This window comes from Pseudomonas jinjuensis, from assembly GCF_900103845.1.
GTDB lineage: Bacteria > Pseudomonadota > Gammaproteobacteria > Pseudomonadales > Pseudomonadaceae > Pseudomonas > Pseudomonas jinjuensis.
The window spans coordinates 179,485-197,689 of record NZ_FNIJ01000004.1 but is presented as its reverse complement, the minus strand read 5'-3'; the positions used below and the strand labels follow the sequence as shown (position 1 = coordinate 197,689).

Here is an 18,205-nt window from a genome sequence, read left to right as displayed (position 1 = left end):
GCCCTTCGGAGAAGGTTTGCAATGAATACTCCCCGTTTGGTGGCTGCCCAGCCACAGGCCTCGCTCGCCCCGAATTCCACTGCCGGCGGCGACTTCATCCAGCTTCGTGGCGTGTGCAAGTCCTACGGCGCCGAGCTTGTGGTGATGGACAACCTGACCCTCGACATGCGCGCCGACGACCGCCTGGTGATCATCGGCCCCAGCGGCAGCGGCAAGAGTTCGCTGCTGCGCGTGCTGATGGGCCTCGAAGGCGTCCAGGGCGGCACCATCGCCTTCCAGGGCAAGCCGTACATCGCCGGTGGCCAGCGTTGCGGCAAGCCGCTGGACGAAAACCTGCGCACGCAGATCGGCATGGTGTTCCAGCACTACACCCTGTTCCCGCACCTGTCGGTGCTCGGCAACCTGATCCTGGCGCCGTGCAAGGTCCACGGGCTGTCGAAGGCGGAGGCCACCGAAAAGGCCCGCGCCTATCTCGCCCGGCTCGGCCTGGAGAGCAAGCTGCACGCCTATCCCAGCCAGCTGTCCGGCGGCCAGAAGCAGCGCGTGGCCATCGCCCGTGCGCTGATGCTCGAACCCAAATTGATGCTGTTCGATGAAGTGACCTCGGCGCTCGACCCGGAAATGGTCATCGAGGTGCAGAACGTGATGCTGCAGCTCGCCGAGCAGAAGATGGCGATGATCATCGTCACCCACGACATGCACTTCGCCCGCCACATCGCCACCCGCGTGGTGTTCTGCGCCAATGGCAAGGTCGTCGAGCAGGGCCACCCGGAACAGATCTTCACCCAGCCCAGGGAAGCCCGCACCCGCGAGTTCCTGGAAAAGGTCGTGCACCTGGATTGAGGGCTGGCGCCATGAACTATCAATTCGATTTCCACTTTCTCAGCGGCACCGTCCCGGCGCTGCTCGACGGGCTGAAGGTCACGCTGGAACTGGCGCTGGTCTCCAACCTGATCGGCCTGGTACTGGGCTTCGGCCTGTGCCTGATGACCCTGAGCCGCTGGTTCTTCATCCGCTGGCCGGCGCAGCTGTTCATCGAGTTCTTCCGCTGCACCCCGGCGTTGCTGCAGATCGTCTGGTTCTTCTATTGCGTGCCGATGCTGTTCAACCTGTTCATCGACCCGATCGCCATGGGCTTCCTCGCCCTGGGCCTGAACCTCACCGCGTTCAACGCCGAGGCCTACCGTGCAGGCGTGCAGGCGGTGCCGCGCGAACACCTGGACGCCTCCATCGCCCTCGGCCTTCGCCCCTGGCAGCGCACCCTCTACGTGGTGCTGCCGCAGGCCCTGCGCAGCGCCGTGCCGGTGCTGATGACCAACGGCATCGGCAGCCTGCAGCAGAGCGCGCTGGTCGCGATCGTCGCGGTCGCCGACCTGATGTACGTGGGCAAGAGCCTGGCGACCGAGGCCTACCGCCCCCTGGAAACCTACACCCTGATCGCCCTGATCTACTTCGCCATGTCGCTGCCGATCGGCCAGCTGGTGCAGTACATCGAGCGGCGCCAGGACGTGGCGACGCAGCGCTGAGGAACCGGCCATGATGACCATCGACTTCTCCATCGTCTTCTCGTACTGGCACGTGCTGCTCAAGGGCCTTGCGCTGACCCTGGCCTTCACCCTGGGCTGCGCGCTGGTCGGCAGCCTGGTCGGCTTCGTCCTCAGCCTGCTGCGCAACACCCGCAGCCGTCTGCTGAAGCTGCCGACCACGCTGTTCGTCGAGTTCTTCCGCGGCACGCCGCTGCTGATCCAGCTGTTCTGGGTGTTCTTCTGCTTCCCGGTGGTGTTCGGCGTGGACATCCCGCCGTACCTGTCGGTGGCGATCTCCCTGACCCTGTTCATGGCGGCGATAACCAGCGAGACCTTCCGCGGCGCGCTGAAGTCCATCGCCAGCGAACAGCACGACGCCTGCACCGCGCTGGGCCTGACCTCGCGGGTCAAGGTGCTCTACGTGATCTTCCCGCAGGCCCTGCTGCGCGCGGTTCCGCCGCTGCTGTCGAACGTCGTCAGCCTGTTCAAGGAAAGCGCGCTGATCTCCTCGGTAGGTGTCGCCGACCTGATGTTCGTCGGCCAGAACATTTCCAACAGCACCGCGCGGCCGGTCGAGTTCCTCTCGGCCGTGGCGGTCATCTACTTCCTCGTGGCTTTCCCGCTCACCCGCCTGGTCGGCGTGATCGAAGCCCGGATGCTCAGGCGCTTCGCCTACTGACTCCCTCGTCCAACCCGGAGAATCACCATGCAAATGAAAGGCATCCTGCCCGCCCTCGTCACGCCCTTCGACAAGTCCGGCGCCGTCGATCACGAAACCCTGGCCTCCATCGTCGAGTACCAGCTGAACGCCGGCGTCAGCGGCTTCGTCCCGCTGGGTTCCACCGGCGAGTACTACGCGCTGACCAACGAGGAGCGCCGCCAGGTACTGGCGACCGTGAAGGAAGTGGTCGGCGACCGCGGCGTGCTGATCGCCGGCGCCAACGGTTCCTGCACCCGCGAAGTGCTGGAACAGGTGAAGCAGACCGTCGAGGCCGGCTATACCAACCTGCTGATCGCGCCGCCGTACTACGCGCTGCCGTCCCAGGAAGAACTGGCTGCGCACTACCAGACCATTCTCGACACCTTCCCGGAGATCAACGTCGTTCTCTACAACTACCCGGTGCGCACCAACGTCGAGGTCGGCTTCGGCGTGCTGGACGCGCTCAAGGACCACCCGCGCGTCGTCGGCATCAAGGAGAGCAGCGGCAACCTGCTGCGCGCCATCGAGATCGGCACCACCTACAAGGACAACTTCCAGCTGTCCTGCGGGTCCGACGACCAGGCGCTGGACTTCTTCATCTGGGGCGCCAGCAGCTGGATATGCGGCCCGGCCAACTGCTTCCCGAACCAGGTGGTGGACTTCTACCGCAAGTTCTCCAGCGGCGACCTGTCCGGCGCCCAGGAAGTGGTGAAGTCGCTGTTCCCGGTGATGGCGAGCATGGAAGCCGGCAAGTTCGTGCAGAAGGTGAAGTACGGCTGCGAACTGGCCGGCTTCAAGGCGGGCAATGCGCGCGCGCCGCTGCTGCCGCTGACCGATGAAGAGAAGGCCGAATTCCGCAAGGTGTTCGAAGCCTCCCAGCGCTGACCGCTACAGGCACCGCTGCCGACCTCGGTGGCGTGCCTATGAGGAATCGATGATGACCCGGCACATTTTCAGCTGTATCGAAGGACACACCGAAGGCATGCCGGTGCGCATGGTGGTGGACGGCGCACCCGAGCTGCACGGTTCCACAATGAGCGAGCGACGCCAGCACTTCGTCGCCGAATCCGACTGGGTTCGCCGCGCGCTGATGCTGGAACCGCGCGGGCATTCGCACATGTCCGGCACCATCTTCTACCCCCCGACCAGCCCCGAAGCGGACTTCAGCCTGCTGTTCATCGAGACGTCCGGCTGCCTGCCGATGTGCGGGCACGCCACCATCGGCTCCATCACCTTCGCCCTGGAGGCCGGGCTGGTGCAGCCGAAGACGCCGGGGACGGTGGTCGTCGACGTGCCGGCGGGGCAGGTCAGTGCGCGTTACGAGATGAACGGCGACAAGGTCGCCTCGGTGCGCTTCACCAATGTGCCGAGCTTCCTGCTGCATCGCGACGTGTCGGTGGATTTGCCGCCGCTCGGCACGCTGACCTTCGACATCGCCTACGGCGGCAACTTCTATCCGATCATCGAGCCGCAGGCGAACTACCCGGGCTGCGAGCACTTCACTGCGCAGCAACTGCTGGAGTGGGGGCGTGACATCCAGCAACGGGTTAATCGTGAGTTCGACGTGGTGCATCCGGAGAACCCCTCCATTGCCGGCGTGAAGCACTGCATGTGGTCGGGGCGGCCGCTGGCGGCGGACTCCGATGGGCGCAGCGTGGTGATCGCCGGCGACAGCCTGGTCGACCGCTCGCCCTGCGGCACCGGCACCTCGGCACGGGTCGCCCAGCGCTTCGCCCGTGGACTGTTGCCGCGGGATGGCGTATTCCGGCATGAGAGCCTGATCGGCAGCCGCTTCGATGGGCGCGTCGAATCGCTCGTCAGCCTGGGCGACGCCACGCCGGCCGTGCGGCCCAGCGTCGAGGGCAGGGCGTACATCACCGGCCGCGCCGAGTATTACGTCGACGATGCGCAGCCGTACTGGAATGGCTTCAGCCTGGATGAATTCACCGACAACCACTCGCAGAAAGAGAGTGTGAAATGAACAACCCGAATCCGGCCCCCGCCGTGGTCGTTGGCGGCGGCATCGTTGGTGTGTGTTGCGCGCTGTACCTGCAGCGCGAAGGCTACGCCGTGACCCTGGTCGACCCGGCCGCGCCGGGCGACAGCACGGCGAAGTGGAGCTGCGGACAGATGGCGGTGAGCGAAGTCATCCCGCTGTCCAAGCCGGGCATCCTGATGAAGGTGCCGGGCTGGCTGCTCGACCAGAAGGGCCCGCTGGCGCTGCGGCCCAGCGCGCTGCCGGGCATCCTGCCGTGGTTCCTGCGCTTCGTGGCCTGCGCGCGGCACGCGCGGATCGAGCAGATCGCCCGGGAAATGGCGGCGCTGACCCAGCATGTCTACGACGACTACGCGCCGCTGCTGGATGCCTGCGAAGACAGGACGCTGCTCGGCCAGCGCCCGATCATCGAGGTCTTCGATTCGCCCACCGCGCTGACCCGCGAGCGCCCGCATCTGGAGATGCGCAAGGCGCTGGGCTTCCAGTCCGAGGAACTCGACGGCGCGGCCATCGGCGACCTGGAACCGGCGCTGGCCGGCAAGTTCCGGCATGGCCTGCTGTTCCCCGACTGGCGCGCGGTGAACGATACCGAGGGCTTCATCGCGGCGCTGACCGCCAGCTTCGTCGAGCGCGGCGGCGTGCGCGTGCGCGATCAGGTGAAACGCATCGACGAGAATGCCGGGCAGGCCTCCGGCGTCACTCTTAACAGCGGTGCGCGCTACCCGGCGAAATTGGTGGTGGTCGCGGCCGGCACCGGCTCGCGGCAGTTCTTCGGCCAGTTGGGCGTGGATATCCCGCTCACCGGCATCGCCGGCTACCAGGCCGTGCTGCCGACCCCGGAAGTGGAGTTCCGCCATTCGGTGATCTACGCCGACGGCGGCTTCTGCTTCAGCCCCATGACCCGCGGCCTGCAGATCGGCGGCACCATCGAGTTCGCCGGTCCGAATGCCGAACCCAATTTCAGGCGGGCGGAAATCATCCTGGAAAAGGCCACCCGCATCCTGCCCCAACTGCAGACCCGCAACGTCGAGTTCGGCGTCGGCTACCGGCCGTTCCTGCCGGACACCAAGCCGGTCATCGACCGCTCGCCGAAGCTCGACAACGTGCTCATGGCCTTCGGCCACGGCCAGCTTGGCCTGACCCTCGGCGCCACCACCGGCCGCCTGATCGCCGATCTCGCCGGCGGCCGCAAGCCCGCCCAGGACCTCACCCCATTCAGCGCCCGGCGCTTCGCTCGTAAAGCCTTTCAAGGTCTAGCCGAGCGCAGATCAGGCAAGGCGAAAGCAGGCGAGAAAGCGCAGTTTACGAGCGGTAAATGAGCATTTCGAGCCTGCTTTCAACGCTGCATGAGCAAGCGCAGGCAGACATTGAACAGGCTTTTATCGGAGGAGTTGCATGAACAAGCTATATATCAACGGACAGTGGGTCTCCCCGGCGAAAGGCGGCAGCTTCGAGACCGTCGACCCCGGCAGCGAGCAGGTGATCGCCCAGGTCGCCGCCGCCACCGCCGAGGACATCGATGCCGCGGTGAAGGCTGCCCGCGTTGCCTTCGACGAAGGCCCGTGGCCGCGCATGTCCGGCGCCGAACGCGCGGCGGTCCTGCGCCGCATTGGCCAGGGCATCCGTGACCGCCAGCAGGAGCTGGCCGAGCTGGAAGTGCGCGACAACGGCAAGCCGCTGCCCGAGGCGCTGTGGGATATCGGCGATACCGCCGGTTGCTTCGACTTCTACGCCGATCTGGCCGAGAAGCTGGATGCATCGCAGGAGCAGCAGGTCGCGCTGGCCGACGAGCGCTTCAGCTCGGTGGCGCGCAAGGAGCCGGTCGGCGTGGCCGGGGCGATCATCCCGTGGAACTTCCCGATGCTGATGGCGGCCTGGAAGGCCGCCCCGGCGCTGGCGGCCGGCTGCTGCATGGTCCTCAAACCCTCCGAACTGACCCCGCTGACCGCGCTGCAACTGGCGGATATCGCCGACAAGGCCGGGCTACCTGCAGGCGTGCTCAACGTGGTGACGGGGCTCGGCCCGGATGCCGGCGCGCCGCTGGCCGAACACCCCGGCATCGACAAGCTGGCCTTCACCGGCAGCGTGCCCACCGGCAGCCGGATCATGCAGGCGGCGGCCCGCGACATCAAAAACGTCAGCCTGGAGCTGGGCGGCAAGTCGCCCTTCGTGATCTTCGCCGACGCCGACGTCGAGGCAGCGGTGGAATGGATCATGTTCGGCATCTTCTGGAACCAGGGGCAGGTCTGCTCGGCCACCTCGCGGGTGCTGGTACAGCGCGAACTCTACGAGCCGCTGCTCGCGCGCCTGGCTGAGGAAGCCCGCAAGGTCCGCATCGGCAATGGCCTGGAGGAGGGCGTGCTGCTCGGTCCGCTGGTCAGCCAGGTTCAGTACGACAAGGTGCTGGAGGCCATCGCCCGTGGTCGCGAGGAGGGCGCGCAACTGGTCTGTGGCGGCGAGCGTCCGGCCGGCTTCGACAAGGGCTTCTACCTGCAGCCGACCATCTTCGCCGACGTGCCGGAAGACAGCTGGATCTGGCAGGAAGAGATCTTCGGCCCGGTGGTCTGCGTGCGTCCCTTCGATAGCGAGGAAGAGGCGGTTCGTTCCGCCAACGACTCGCGCTTCGGCCTGGCCGCTGCTGTGATGTCCCGCGATATCCCGCGCTGCGAGCGCGTGGCCCGTCGCCTGCGTGCCGGCATCGTGTGGATCAACTGCTCGCAGCCGACCTTCACCGAGGCGCCGTGGGGTGGCTACAAGCAGAGCGGCATCGGCCGCGAGCTGGGCGAATGGGGCCTGAACAACTACCTGGAAACCAAGCAGATCACCCGCTATGACAGCGAGCAGCCCTGGGGCTGGTACATCAAGTGAGGTGCGACTGATGCGCTGGAAGAAAACGCTGCAACTCGCCGACGTGCACTGCGAAGGCGAGATCGGCAAGGTCATCACCGGCGGGGTGCTCGGCATCCCCGGCGCGACCATGCTGGACAAGATGAACCATATCAACGAGGTGGACGACAGCCTGCGCCGGCTGGTGGTGCTGGAACCGCGCGGCTGCCTGCAGATGTCGGTGAACCTGCTGCTGCCGCCAACCCACCCTGAGGCTGATGCGGGCTTCATCGTGCTGCAGGCGGACAAGGCGCACCCGATGTCCGGCAGCAACTGCATCTGCGTGGTCACCGCACTGCTGGAACTGGGCATGCTGCCGATGCAGGAGCCGGAAACCACCGTGGTGCTGGATACCCCGGCGGGCCTGGTGACGGCGCGGGCGCGCTGCGCGGACGGGCGCTGCCTGAGCGTGTCGCTGGACATGGTGCCGTCCTTCGTCGAGCAGATGGATGTGGGCATCGAGACGGCGGAATTCGGCACGCTCAAGACCGATATCGCCTTCGGTGGCGTGTACTACGCGCTGATCGATGTCGAGCAGGTCGGCCTGACCATTGCCCCGGAGAACGCCCGCGAGCTGGCGGCGGCCGGGGTGAAGCTGAAGGAGGTGATCAACCAGCAGGTCCGCGTGCAGCATCCGCTGTTCCCGCAGATCGACGAGGTTGCCTACGTGATGTTCCGCAACCGCGTGGACGAGCGCATCTACCAGACCTGCACCACGCTGCCGCCAGGCCGGGTCGACCGCTCGCCCTGCGGCACCGGCAGTTCGGCCAACCTGGCGACGCTGGCGGCGCGGGGGCTCGTCGAGGTGGGCGACCGGCTGACCTCGCGCTCGACCATTGGTGGCGAGTTCAAGGTGGAGCTGCTCGGCCGCACCGAGGTGGGTGGCCGCCCGGCCGTGCTGCCGCGGGTGGAGGGCAGGGCGTGGCTGTACGGCATCCAGCAGATCGGCGTCGATCCGGACGATCCGCTGGCGGCGGGGTTCATGCTGAGCGATACCTGGGGGCCGGCGTTCCCGTCCACCTGATAAAATGACGGGCTGGTCTGTACGACACAGCCCGCATATTCCGAGACCTGATGATGGCCAAGAAAGAAAAGGAAACAGAAGGGGAGAGCAACGGCCGCCGCCATGGCGGGCGCTACATCTATGAGGAACTGCGCAAGCAGATTCTCACGCTGAAGCTCAAGCCCGGGGTTCAGCTGGACGAGGTCTCCCTCGCCGCGCAATTCGGCCTGTCTCGCTCACCGGTGCGCGATGCACTGGCCCGCCTGATCACCGAAGGCCTGGTGACCATCCTGCCGAACCGCACGACCCTGGTGACGCCCTTCGAGATCGAGGAATTCCCCAACTACATCGGCGCCCTGGACCTGATCCAGCGCGCCGTCACCCGCCTGGCGGCAACGCAGCACCGCGACGAGGACCTGGTCCGCATCCGCAAGGCCGACGAGGCCTACATGGATGCCGTGGTGAGCGGTGATTTCCAGAAGATGTCGGAACTGAACAAGGCCTTCCACATGGCCATCGCCGAGGCGGGGCGCAATCCGTACTTCATCACCTACTACGAGCGCCTGCTCGGCGAAGGCCAGCGCCTGCTGCACCTGCATTTCGACCATATCGTCAGCTCCGCCAGCTCGATCAAGCTCGGCCGTGATCACGAGGAAATCATCCAGGCCATCGCCGCCCGCGACGCCGACGCCGCGGAAAAGGCCGCCCACGAACACACCATGCTGTTCCAGCGGCGCTTCCTCGACTACATGCAGCAGAACCTGACGGCGAAGATGGCGGTGGTCTGACCCTGCCCGGATGTGGGAGCGTGGGAAGGATGGAGCCCGGACCTCGAAGCGGCGGAGCTATTTGTTGTGGCCACCGCTGCACCAGGAGCTTCTCCGCCACGACCCGAGGCAGTCCTGCGTCCTGGACAAGCTTGCAGATACCGGTGCGACAGGTCCGATCCCGGGCCGCCTGATCGGCCTGCCTGGCGCAAAGCAGCACGAGTCACCATAGCGGCTGATCTCACCACTGATCCGGGCCGCCGGACATATCCTGCCGGTCTCCGCCAGCATGCGCTGGACCAGGAATGGTCCTGAACGAACAGCTGCGCCAATCGTTGGAGCAAGTCGCCTTGCTTCCTACGATCCCTGCCAATTCCTCTGGTTCTCGGTGTAATGGATTTGAGGTCATTGCTTCATCTCAAGTGCTCCTTCTGCGCCCCAGAACTCATTGCGTCGCATCCATCGATTGAATCTACAGAGCATGATTGACAGTGTTCGTTTGTGAGTATATTTTTTCGAAAACGAACACGGCGACCGTCAGGTCCGAAAATAAATACAAGAACGCAGGTAGACCTCCATGCACGACATGCCCGCACCCTCACTCCTCGGCCAATGCCTGGCCGAATTCGTCGGAACAGCCCTTCTCATCTTCTTCGGCACTGGCTGCGTCGCCGCCCTCGTGGTCGGTGGCGCCGACCTCGGTCTGTGGGAGATCAGCCTGATCTGGGGCCTGGCAGTAAGTCTGGCGGTCTACGTCAGCGCCGGTATTTCCGGCGCCCATCTCAATCCGGCGGTCAGCGTCGCGCTGTGCCTGTTCGGCGGCTTCGACCGCCGCAAGTTGCCCGCCTACATCCTCGCCCAGCTGACGGGAGCCTTCCTGTCCGCCGCGTTGGTCTACTGGCTGTATTCGAACTTTTTTTTCGCTTACGAACAAAGCCACCATATCGTTCGCGGCAGCCAGGCCAGCCTTGCCTTGGCCTCGGTCTTCTCCACCTACCCCAACCCCCTGCTTTCGGTCGGCCAGGCATTCGTCGTGGAGACGGTGATTACCGGCATCCTGCTGACCGTGATCATGGCCCTGACCGACGACGGTAACGGACTGCCACGCGACCCTCTCGCGCCACTGCTGATCGGCTTTCTGGTCGCGGTCATCGGCGGCTCGATGGGACCCCTGACCGGTTTCGCCATGAACCCTGCCCGTGATCTCGGCCCCAGGCTGATGACTTACCTTGCCGGCTGGGGAGACATCGCCCTGACCGGCGGGCGGGACATCCCCTATTTCCTGGTCCCCTTGACGGCTCCGCTTCTCGGCGCCTGCCTGGGCGCCGCCGCCTACCGTTGGCTGATCGCCCGCCACCTGCCCAGCCACACCTGACTGCCGCAGCCCTCCTACGGGCCAAAGAGGCCCGCTCCTGTTACACCCGAACTCCAGAAGGCCACCCAAATGACCCAGACCAACAATAAGCAATACATCGTCGCCCTGGACCAAGGCACCACCAGCTCACGGGCCATCGTGCTCGACCGCGATGCCAACATCGTCAGCGTGGCGCAACACGAGTTCACGCAGATCTATCCGCAGACGGGATGGGTCGAGCACGACCCCATGGAGATCTGGGCCACGCAAAGCGCCACCCTGGTGGAAGCACTGGCGCAAGCCGGCATCGACCACCGGCAGGTGGCTGCCATCGGCATCACCAATCAGCGCGAAACCACGATTATCTGGGACAAGCAGAGCGGTCGCCCGATCCATAACGCCATCGTCTGGCAGTGCCGGCGAAGCGCCGCGATATGCGAGGAGCTCAAGAGCAGAGGGCTGGAGGAGTACGTCAAGGAGCATACCGGCCTGGTCATTGACCCCTACTTCTCCGCAACCAAGATCAAATGGATTCTCGATCACGTCGAAGGCAGTCGCGAACGCGCGCGGCGCGGAGAACTGCTGTTCGGCACGGTCGACTCCTGGCTGATCTGGAAGATGACCCAGGGCCGAGTGCACGTCACCGACTTCACCAACGCCTCGCGGACCATGCTTTTCGATATCCATACCCTGGATTGGGACGCCCGGATGCTCGAGATCCTCGACATCCCGCGCGAAATGCTGCCGCAGGTCCGCTCCTCCTCGGAAATCTACGGCCACGCCTGCATCGCCGGCTGCGACGAGGACGACGGCATCCCGATCGCCGGCATCGCCGGAGACCAGCAGGCGGCGCTGTTCGGCCACATGTGCGTCGAGCCCGGCCAGGCCAAGAACACCTACGGTACAGGCTGCTTTCTGCTGATGAATACCGGCGCCAAGGCCGTGCAGTCTGCACATGGGTTGCTCACCACCATCGCCTGCGGGCCCCGCGGCGAGGTGGCCTATGCGCTGGAGGGGGCGATCTTCAACGCTGGCTCGACAGTCCAGTGGCTGCGAGACGAACTCAAGCTGATCGACGACTCGTTCGATTCCGAATATTTTGCGACCAAAGCCAAGGACAGCCATGGCGTCTATCTTGTGCCCGCCTTTACAGGCCTGGGCGCGCCCTACTGGGACCCCTATGCACGCGGCGCGGTTTTCGGCCTGACCCGCGGGGTGAAGACCTACCACCTGATTCGGGCAGCGCTCGAATCCATCGCTTACCAGGCCTGCGATGTGCTTGAAGCCATGCAGCGCGACGCTGGCGAGCCGCTCAGGGCGCTACGTGTCGACGGCGGCGCGGTAAGCAACAACTTCCTCATGCAGTTCCAGGCCGATATGCTCGGCACGCTGGTCGAGCGCCCGGCGGTGAAGGAAGTCACTGCACTTGGCGCCGCCTACCTGGCCGGACTGGCCAGCGGCTTCTGGAGCAGTCTCGACGAGTTGCGCGACAAGGCTCGGATCGAGCGGGTGTTCGAACCGAATTGCTCCGAGGACAATCGACGGGTACTGATCGCCGGCTGGAAGAAGGCGGTGGCGCGTACCCGTCGCTGGACCGAGGACGACTGATCGCCCGGCAGAACCTCGCCTGGAAGGGGAGAGCGGTTGGCCTGGATGTTCGTTGGGGTATACTGCGGGCGCTAAAAAGGAACGCCATATGAACTTAGCGCCCCGCCAACAGAACATCCTCGAACTGGTCCGCGAGCGCGGCTACGCCAGTATTGAAGAACTGGCCCGCTCCTTCGTCGTCACGCCGCAAACTATTCGTCGCGATATAAATCTGCTCTCCGAACTGGGTCTATTGCTGCGCTATCACGGTGGTGCTGCCTACGACTCCAGCGTCGAGAACACCGCATACTCCATGCGTGTCGGCCAGATGCACGACGAGAAGCGGCGCATAGCGGAGGCGGTCGCCGCTGCTGTGCCGGACCATGCCTCGCTGTTCATCAACATCGGCACCACCACCGAAGCGATTGCCAGCGCCCTGCTTGGCCATCAAGCGCTCAAGGTGATCACCAACGACCTGCATGTGGCCAACATCCTCAGTGCCAAGGAGGATTTCGAGGTATTGGTCGCTGGCGGCAAAGTGCGTAACGACGGCGGCGTTGTCGGCCAGGCCACGGTCGACTTCTTCCAGCAGTTCAAGGTCGATTACGCCCTGGTCGGCATCAGCGGCATCGACGAGGACGGCAGCCTGCTGGACTTCGACTTCAGCGAGGTGCGGGTATCCCGGGCCATTTTCGACAACGCGCGCCAGGTCTTCCTCGCAGCCGACTCGAGCAAGTTCGGGCGCAATGCCATGGTCCGCCTTGGCTCCATTACCCAGGTCGACCGCGTCTTCACCGACGCCCAGCCAGCCCCGCGTCTGGCGCAGCTTCTGGCCGAGCACAAGATCAAGCTGGAAGTCGTCTGACTGCACCAGAGCTCTGGGGGGCGCCTTGACCCGCCAGAGCTAGCCGTACCTCGTAAACCCTCCCTTCGCTTCCCCCCTCATATCCCCAGCTACCAGTAGCCTCCACTGTTTTTCCCTTATCGCCCGTTCGTCCCTGGGCGCGAAAAATTCGAAAACGCGCGAATTCGAGCTGGAAATGTTCGTTTTGTTATCATAGTATTTTCGAAAACGAACTATCGTTTTCGTTTAAGAAAAGGTAACCCGTATGAGCCCTTCCAATTCCTCCAATACCGAGCTCTACGATGTCGCCGTGATCGGCGGCGGCATCAATGGCGCGGGTATCGCTGCCGACGCCGCCGGGCGCGGTCTTTCCGTGTTCCTTTGTGAGCAGGACGACCTCGCCCGGCATACATCCTCCGCCAGCAGCAAGCTGATCCATGGCGGCTTGCGCTACCTGGAGCATTACGAATTCCGCCTGGTCCGCGAGGCGCTGGCCGAGCGCGAGGTGCTGCTTGCCAAGGCCCCGCACATCGTGAGGCCGCTGCGCTTCGTGCTGCCGCATCGTTCGCACCTGCGTCCGGCATGGATGATCCGCGCCGGCCTGTTTCTTTACGACCACCTGGGCAAGCGCGAGAAGCTGCCGGGCTCACGCAGCCTGCGATTCGACTCTCGCAGCCCGCTCATGGCGGAGATCCGCCGCGGCTTCGAATACTCCGACTGCTCGGTCGACGACGCCCGCCTGGTGGTGCTCAACGCCATGGCTGCCCGCGAGCACGGCGCCGAGGTGAGGACCCGCACGCGCTGTGTTTCCGCCAGCCGCCGGCAGGACCATTGGTGCCTGCAACTCGAGCATGCCGATGGCAGCAGGTTCACCGTCCGCGCCAAGGCGCTGGTAAATGCCGCCGGCCCCTGGGTCGCCCGTTTCATCGAAACCGGCCTGGAGCAGAAGGCGCCCTACGGCATCCGCCTGATTCAGGGCAGCCACCTGATCGTGCCGCGGCTGTACGAGGGCGAGCATGCCTACATCCTGCAGAACGAGGACCGGCGCATCGTCTTTGTCATCCCCTACCTGGGCCGCTTCACGCTGGTCGGCACGACCGATCGCGAATACCAGGGCGATCCGGCCAGGGTCCGGATCAGTGACGAGGAAACCGACTACCTGCTCTCGGTGGTCAACCGCCACTTCAAGCACCAGCTGAGCCGGGACAGCGTCCTGCACAGCTACTCCGGTGTTCGCCCCCTGTGCAACGACGAATCCGACGATCCCTCGGCGGTGACCCGTGACTACACCCTGGCGCTGTCGGGCGCCGCCGGCGAACCGCCACTGCTGTCGGTGTTCGGCGGCAAGCTCACTACGTATCGCAAGCTGGCCGAGGCTGCGCTAGAGCTGCTGAAGCCCTGCTTCCCGCTGATGGGGCGGCCGTGGACCGCGACGATGCCGCTGCCAGGTGGAGAACAGATGAGCGACAGCCAGACGCTGGCCGAGCAGTTGCGCGAGCGGCATGCATGGATTGCCCCGGAGCTCGCCCGGCGCTGGGCAACCACCTACGGCAGCCGGACCTGGGGCCTGCTCGAGGGCGTCAGCGGCCCCGCCGATCTCGGCGAGCACTTCGGCGCCAGTCTGCACGCCCGTGAAGTCGACTACCTGTGCCAGCAGGAATGGGCCTGCGAGGCCGAGGACATCCTCTGGCGACGCACCAAGCTCGGCCTGTTCCTCAGCTCGCAGGAGCAAGAGCACCTGCGCGCTTACCTGCAATCAATGTCGCGCCAGGTTCGTGTCCTGGCCTCCTGAATGTTTTTCCCGGCGAACACACTCAATCCCCCTGGAGGATGCAGACCCATGCTGCGCAGAACAAAAATTGTCGCCACCCTCGGTCCGGCCACCGAAACGGCCGAGGCCATCGAAGACCTGGTCATCGCCGGCGTCGACGTAGTGCGCCTGAACTTCTCCCACGGCAAGGCCGAGGAGCACCAGGCGCGTGCCGCGCTGGTTCGGGAGATGGCTGCCAGGCACGGGCGCTTCGTCGCCATCCTCGCCGACCTGCAGGGACCGAAAATCCGGATCTCGCGTTTCGCCGAGGGCAAGGTGATGCTGCACAAGGGGCAGTCGTTCATCCTCGATGCGGCCCTGGACAAGGACGCTGGCGACTCGAAGCGCGTGGGCATCGATTACGAGGCGCTCATCACCGACAGCCAGCCGGGCGACATCCTGCTGCTGGACGACGGGCGCGTGGAGCTGAAGACCGTCAAGGTCGAGGCGACCCAACTGGTCTGCGAGGTGCTGGTCGGCGGCCCGCTGTCCAATAACAAGGGCATCAATCGCAAGGGTGGCGGCCTGTCCGCCTCTGCGCTCACCGAGAAGGACTGCGAGGACATCAGGACCGCGGCCAGCATGCAGGTCGACTACCTGGCCGTGTCATTCCCGCGCGATGCCGCGGACATGCAGCATGCCCGCCGTCTGATGCGGGAGGCCGGCGGTAACGCCGGACTGGTGGCCAAGATCGAGCGCGCCGAAGCAGTCGCCGATGCCAGGGTGCTGGACGAGATCATCCTTGCCTCGGATGCGGTGATGGTGGCGCGCGGCGACCTGGGCGTGGAGATAGGCGATGCCGAACTGGTCGGCTTGCAAAAACTGATCATCGAGCGGGCACGCGCGCTGAACCGGGTGGTCATCACGGCCACGCAAATGATGGAGACCATGATCAGTCAGTCGCTGCCGACCCGCGCCGAGGTTTTCGACGTGGCCAACGCAGTGCTCGATGGCACGGATGCCGTGATGCTCTCGGCGGAAACTGCCGCCGGCGCCTACCCGGTACAAACGGTGGAGGCCATGGGGCGGATCATCCTCGGCGCCGAAAAGCACCCGCTGGCGCACCGCTCCAGGCACCGGATAGACCAGGTGTTTCACAAGATCGACGAGACCGTGGCCCTGTCGGCAATGTATGCGGCCAACCACCTGGACGGGGTCAAGGCGATCATCTGCCTGACCGAAAGCGGCGACACGCCGCGGCTGATGTCACGCATCCGTTCCCATCTGCCGATCTATGCATTCTCCCGCCATCCGCGTACCCAGAGCCGGGTGGCGCTGTTCCGCGGCGTCAGCCCGATCCCCTTCGAGAACGACGGGATCACCGACAGCGAGCTCAACGCCCGCGCGGTCAGGGAGCTGGCGCAGCGCCGTCTGGTGTCCGAGGGCGACCTGGTTCTGATCACCAAGGGTGATGCGGGAGCCCAGGGTGGCACCGACAGCCTGCGCATCCTGCGTGTCGGCGAAGTCATCAACTGAGGGGGAGGCCCGATGCCGTACCGCATGCAGCATGACCAAGCCGACCGGGACTGGCCGCGCGACTTCGATATCCGCTCATCCCATTCCGAACAACAGGAGCTGCTCGCCGAGGGCGACGCCGCTTCGACTTCCGTACAGGACCAGAACGACAATGCATAACTCCAGATGTTCGATCCAGCAGGTCTTGGCCCGCGAAATCCTCGATTCGCGCGGCAACCCCACCATCGAGGCGGTGGTCACGCTGCGGTGCGGAGTCGAAGGCGTCGCCAGCGTGCCCTCCGGCGCCTCGACCGGCACTCGCGAGGCACTCGAATTACGCGACGGTGCGGGGCGCTACAAGGGCAAGGGCGTGATGCGGGCGGTGGACAATGTCAACCAGTCGATTCGCGAGCGGGTGATTGGCCTCGATGCCCGCGACCAGCGCGCAGTCGATAACGCCATGATCGAGCTGGATGGCACCGAGAACAAAAGCATCCTCGGCGCCAACGCCATCCTCGCCGTATCCCTGGCCACCGCCCGCGCCGCTGCCGCGGCGTGTGGCCTGCCACTCTATGCCCACCTCGCGGAGCTATACGGCACGCTGGGCGCCTACAGCATGCCGGTGCCCATGATGAACATCCTCAATGGCGGCGAGCATGCCGATAACAATGTCGATATCCAGGAGTTCATGATCCAGCCGGTCGGCGCGACCACTTTCAGGGAAGCCCTGCGCATGGGCGCCGAGGTGTTCCACGCCCTCAAGCAGGTTCTGTCCGAGCGCGGCTTGAGCACTGCAGTGGGCGATGAGGGTGGCTTCGCCCCATCCCTGTCCTCCAATGAGGAAGCGCTGGTGGTGATCCAGCTGGCAGTCGAGCGCGCCGGTTACACGCTGGGCAAGGACATCACCCTGGCGCTGGACTGCGCCGCCTCGGAGTTCTACCACGACGGCCAGTATCGGCTCGCGGGCGAGGGCAAACGCTTCGACTCCAGGGGTTTTGCCGACTACCTGGCTGGCCTGTGCGAGCGCTACCCGATCGTCTCGATCGAGGATGGCATGCACGAGAGCGACTGGGAGGGCTGGACCTATCTGACCGGGAAGCTGGGTAAGCAGGTGCAACTCGTTGGCGACGACCTGTTCGTCACCAACACCAAGATCCTCAGGGAAGGCATTGCCATGGGCATCGGCAATTCGGTTCTGATCAAGTTCAACCAGATCGGCAGCCTGAGCGAGACCCTGGATGCAATCCGCATGGCCCGGCAGGCCGGCTACACGGCGGTGATCTCGCACCGCTCGGGCGAGACCGAGGACACCACCATCGCGGACCTGGCGGTTGCGACCCGCGCCGGGCAGATCAAGACCGGCTCGCTGTGCCGCTCGGACCGGGTAGGGAAGTACAACCAACTGCTGCGCATAGAGGAGGCGCTGAGGGGCAGGGCGCCTTACGACACATCGGCGCTGCTGCAACGTCGTTGCAGCGGAGGTGCGGCATGAGAAGGAAACGCATCGTCGCCAACTGGAAGATGAACGGCAGTCTGGCCGCCAATAGCGCGTTGCTGGGTGAGTTGCTGCCGCAACTTGCGCTGCTGGAGGGCGTGGACCTGGCGGTCTGCCCGCCATTTCCCTACCTGGCCCAGGTCGCAGCCCTGCTGGAAGGCTCCGCCGTAGCGCCAGGTGCGCAGAATCTCGGCGCATCGGCAAAGGGCGCCTTCACCGGCGAAGTCAGCGGCGGAATGCTCAGGGAGCTGGGCTGCCGCTACGTGCTTGTGGGTCATTCGGAGCGCCGCACCCTATACGGCGAGTGCGACGAAACAGTGGCGGAAAAGTTCGCCACGGCCCTCGCGGCGGGGCTGGTTCCTATCCTGTGCGTCGGCGAGACCCTGGAGCAGCGCCTCCAGGACAAGACCGAGTGGGTTGTCTCCGCCCAGTTGCAAGCGGTCCTGCGTCGTTCGGGCATACAGGGCCTCTGCGCAGGGTTGATCGCATACGAGCCGGTGTGGGCAATCGGCACCGGCAAGACCGCCATCCCGGAGCAGGCGCAGTCCGTGCACCGGTTCATTCGGGATTCGCTGGCCCGGCACGATCCCGCGCTCGCCGCGATCACGGCGATCCTCTACGGCGGTAGCGTCAAGGCTGACAACGCCGCCGCGCTGTTCGCACAACCGGATATCGACGGGGGCCTGATCGGCGCTGCCTCGCTGGACCCGGAAGCTTTCCTCGCCATCTGCCAGGCCGCCGCGCACTAAGACCATTCTGCGTACGGGACGCGCGTTCCCGGA

17 protein-coding genes are annotated in these 18,205 nt (G+C 65.2%); all 17 read left to right on the top strand.

What is annotated here, in order from left to right; genetic code table 11:
• Window positions 1-21: 21 nt before the first annotated feature.
• The 17 genes from BLR75_RS07270 to tpiA all read left to right on the top strand — a co-directional run bounded on the left by BLR75_RS07270 (window position 22) and on the right by tpiA (window position 18,172).
• Window positions 22-843 (top strand): amino acid ABC transporter ATP-binding protein, encoded by an 822-nt coding sequence (locus BLR75_RS07270; RefSeq protein ID WP_084311859.1) that lies wholly within the window; start codon window positions 22-24, stop codon window positions 841-843.
• Window positions 844-854: 11 nt separating this feature from the next.
• On the top strand, window positions 855-1,526 hold the full coding sequence (locus tag BLR75_RS07265) for an amino acid ABC transporter permease (RefSeq protein ID WP_084311860.1): 672 nt from the start codon (window positions 855-857) through the stop codon (window positions 1,524-1,526).
• A 13-nt stretch (window positions 1,527-1,539) separates the two neighbouring features.
• The gene (locus BLR75_RS07260; protein ID WP_084311937.1) at window positions 1,540-2,205 is read left to right on the top strand and encodes an amino acid ABC transporter permease; all 666 of its coding nucleotides are present in this window, start codon (window positions 1,540-1,542) and stop codon (window positions 2,203-2,205) included.
• Window positions 2,206-2,232: 27 nt separating this feature from the next.
• Window positions 2,233-3,111: a 4-hydroxy-tetrahydrodipicolinate synthase gene (dapA, locus tag BLR75_RS07255; protein WP_084311861.1), complete on the top strand. Its 879-nt coding sequence runs from the start codon at window positions 2,233-2,235 to the stop codon at window positions 3,109-3,111.
• Between the two features lie 52 nt (window positions 3,112-3,163).
• Window positions 3,164-4,207 (top strand): 4-hydroxyproline epimerase, encoded by a 1,044-nt coding sequence (locus tag BLR75_RS07250; protein WP_084311862.1) that lies wholly within the window; start codon window positions 3,164-3,166, stop codon window positions 4,205-4,207.
• Complete coding sequence (locus BLR75_RS07245) at window positions 4,204-5,541, top strand: NAD(P)/FAD-dependent oxidoreductase (protein ID WP_084311863.1); 1,338 nt, start codon at window positions 4,204-4,206, stop codon at window positions 5,539-5,541. The genes BLR75_RS07250 and BLR75_RS07245 overlap by 4 nt, the downstream gene beginning before the upstream one ends.
• A gap of 76 nt (window positions 5,542-5,617) precedes the next feature.
• Window positions 5,618-7,090: an aldehyde dehydrogenase family protein gene (locus BLR75_RS07240; protein ID WP_084311864.1), complete on the top strand. Its 1,473-nt coding sequence runs from the start codon at window positions 5,618-5,620 to the stop codon at window positions 7,088-7,090.
• A gap of 10 nt (window positions 7,091-7,100) precedes the next feature.
• On the top strand, window positions 7,101-8,132 hold the full coding sequence (locus tag BLR75_RS07235) for a proline racemase family protein (protein WP_084311865.1): 1,032 nt from the start codon (window positions 7,101-7,103) through the stop codon (window positions 8,130-8,132).
• Between the two features lie 53 nt (window positions 8,133-8,185).
• A complete protein-coding gene (locus BLR75_RS07230) occupies window positions 8,186-8,899 on the top strand; it encodes a GntR family transcriptional regulator (RefSeq protein WP_084311938.1) in 714 nt (237 codons plus the stop codon).
• 556 nt (window positions 8,900-9,455) lie between these two features.
• Window positions 9,456-10,253, top strand: coding sequence for an MIP/aquaporin family protein (locus BLR75_RS07225; RefSeq protein WP_084311866.1), 798 nt, complete (start codon window positions 9,456-9,458; stop codon window positions 10,251-10,253).
• A gap of 69 nt (window positions 10,254-10,322) precedes the next feature.
• Window positions 10,323-11,840 carry a glycerol kinase GlpK gene (gene glpK, locus BLR75_RS07220; protein ID WP_084311867.1) on the top strand — a complete coding sequence of 506 codons (1,518 nt, stop codon included), beginning with the start codon at window positions 10,323-10,325 and terminating at the stop codon, window positions 11,838-11,840.
• 88 nt (window positions 11,841-11,928) lie between these two features.
• Window positions 11,929-12,684, top strand: coding sequence for a DeoR family transcriptional regulator (locus BLR75_RS07215; protein WP_084311868.1), 756 nt, complete (start codon window positions 11,929-11,931; stop codon window positions 12,682-12,684).
• Between the two features lie 244 nt (window positions 12,685-12,928).
• On the top strand, window positions 12,929-14,455 hold the full coding sequence (gene glpD / locus BLR75_RS07210) for a glycerol-3-phosphate dehydrogenase (RefSeq protein WP_084311869.1): 1,527 nt from the start codon (window positions 12,929-12,931) through the stop codon (window positions 14,453-14,455).
• A 48-nt stretch (window positions 14,456-14,503) separates the two neighbouring features.
• Window positions 14,504-15,949: a pyruvate kinase gene (gene pyk / locus BLR75_RS07205; protein WP_084311870.1), complete on the top strand. Its 1,446-nt coding sequence runs from the start codon at window positions 14,504-14,506 to the stop codon at window positions 15,947-15,949.
• A gap of 12 nt (window positions 15,950-15,961) precedes the next feature.
• Window positions 15,962-16,108 (top strand): hypothetical protein, encoded by a 147-nt coding sequence (locus BLR75_RS26680; RefSeq protein ID WP_169720249.1) that lies wholly within the window; start codon window positions 15,962-15,964, stop codon window positions 16,106-16,108.
• Entirely contained in the window at window positions 16,101-17,420 is a 1,320-nt protein-coding gene (gene eno / locus BLR75_RS07200) for a phosphopyruvate hydratase (RefSeq protein WP_084311871.1), read from the top strand. The genes BLR75_RS26680 and eno overlap by 8 nt, the downstream gene beginning before the upstream one ends.
• Window positions 17,417-18,172 (top strand): triose-phosphate isomerase, encoded by a 756-nt coding sequence (gene tpiA / locus BLR75_RS07195; RefSeq protein WP_084311872.1) that lies wholly within the window; start codon window positions 17,417-17,419, stop codon window positions 18,170-18,172. Before eno ends, tpiA begins: the two co-directional genes overlap by 4 nt.
• Window positions 18,173-18,205: the final 33 nt, after the last annotated feature.

What these genes read in the sequence shown, in the direction of transcription:
- dapA (WP_084311861.1), top strand. Translation starts at nt 2,233, where the DNA reads ATGCAAATGAAAGGCATCCTGCCCGCCCTCGTCACGCCCTTCGACAAG.
- BLR75_RS07235 (WP_084311865.1), top strand. Translation starts at nt 7,101, where the DNA reads ATGCGCTGGAAGAAAACGCTGCAACTCGCCGACGTGCACTGCGAAGGC.
- BLR75_RS07230 (WP_084311938.1), top strand. Translation starts at nt 8,186, where the DNA reads ATGGCCAAGAAAGAAAAGGAAACAGAAGGGGAGAGCAACGGCCGCCGC.
- BLR75_RS07245 (WP_084311863.1), top strand. Translation starts at nt 4,204, where the DNA reads ATGAACAACCCGAATCCGGCCCCCGCCGTGGTCGTTGGCGGCGGCATC.
- BLR75_RS07225 (WP_084311866.1), top strand. Translation starts at nt 9,456, where the DNA reads ATGCACGACATGCCCGCACCCTCACTCCTCGGCCAATGCCTGGCCGAA.
- BLR75_RS26680 (WP_169720249.1), top strand. Translation starts at nt 15,962, where the DNA reads ATGCCGTACCGCATGCAGCATGACCAAGCCGACCGGGACTGGCCGCGC.
- BLR75_RS07270 (WP_084311859.1), top strand. Translation starts at nt 22, where the DNA reads ATGAATACTCCCCGTTTGGTGGCTGCCCAGCCACAGGCCTCGCTCGCC.
- BLR75_RS07260 (WP_084311937.1), top strand. Translation starts at nt 1,540, where the DNA reads ATGACCATCGACTTCTCCATCGTCTTCTCGTACTGGCACGTGCTGCTC.
- BLR75_RS07215 (WP_084311868.1), top strand. Translation starts at nt 11,929, where the DNA reads ATGAACTTAGCGCCCCGCCAACAGAACATCCTCGAACTGGTCCGCGAG.
- eno (WP_084311871.1), top strand. Translation starts at nt 16,101, where the DNA reads ATGCATAACTCCAGATGTTCGATCCAGCAGGTCTTGGCCCGCGAAATC.
- BLR75_RS07240 (WP_084311864.1), top strand. Translation starts at nt 5,618, where the DNA reads ATGAACAAGCTATATATCAACGGACAGTGGGTCTCCCCGGCGAAAGGC.
- pyk (WP_084311870.1), top strand. Translation starts at nt 14,504, where the DNA reads ATGCTGCGCAGAACAAAAATTGTCGCCACCCTCGGTCCGGCCACCGAA.
- tpiA (WP_084311872.1), top strand. Translation starts at nt 17,417, where the DNA reads ATGAGAAGGAAACGCATCGTCGCCAACTGGAAGATGAACGGCAGTCTG.
- BLR75_RS07265 (WP_084311860.1), top strand. Translation starts at nt 855, where the DNA reads ATGAACTATCAATTCGATTTCCACTTTCTCAGCGGCACCGTCCCGGCG.
- BLR75_RS07250 (WP_084311862.1), top strand. Translation starts at nt 3,164, where the DNA reads ATGACCCGGCACATTTTCAGCTGTATCGAAGGACACACCGAAGGCATG.
- glpD (WP_084311869.1), top strand. Translation starts at nt 12,929, where the DNA reads ATGAGCCCTTCCAATTCCTCCAATACCGAGCTCTACGATGTCGCCGTG.
- glpK (WP_084311867.1), top strand. Translation starts at nt 10,323, where the DNA reads ATGACCCAGACCAACAATAAGCAATACATCGTCGCCCTGGACCAAGGC.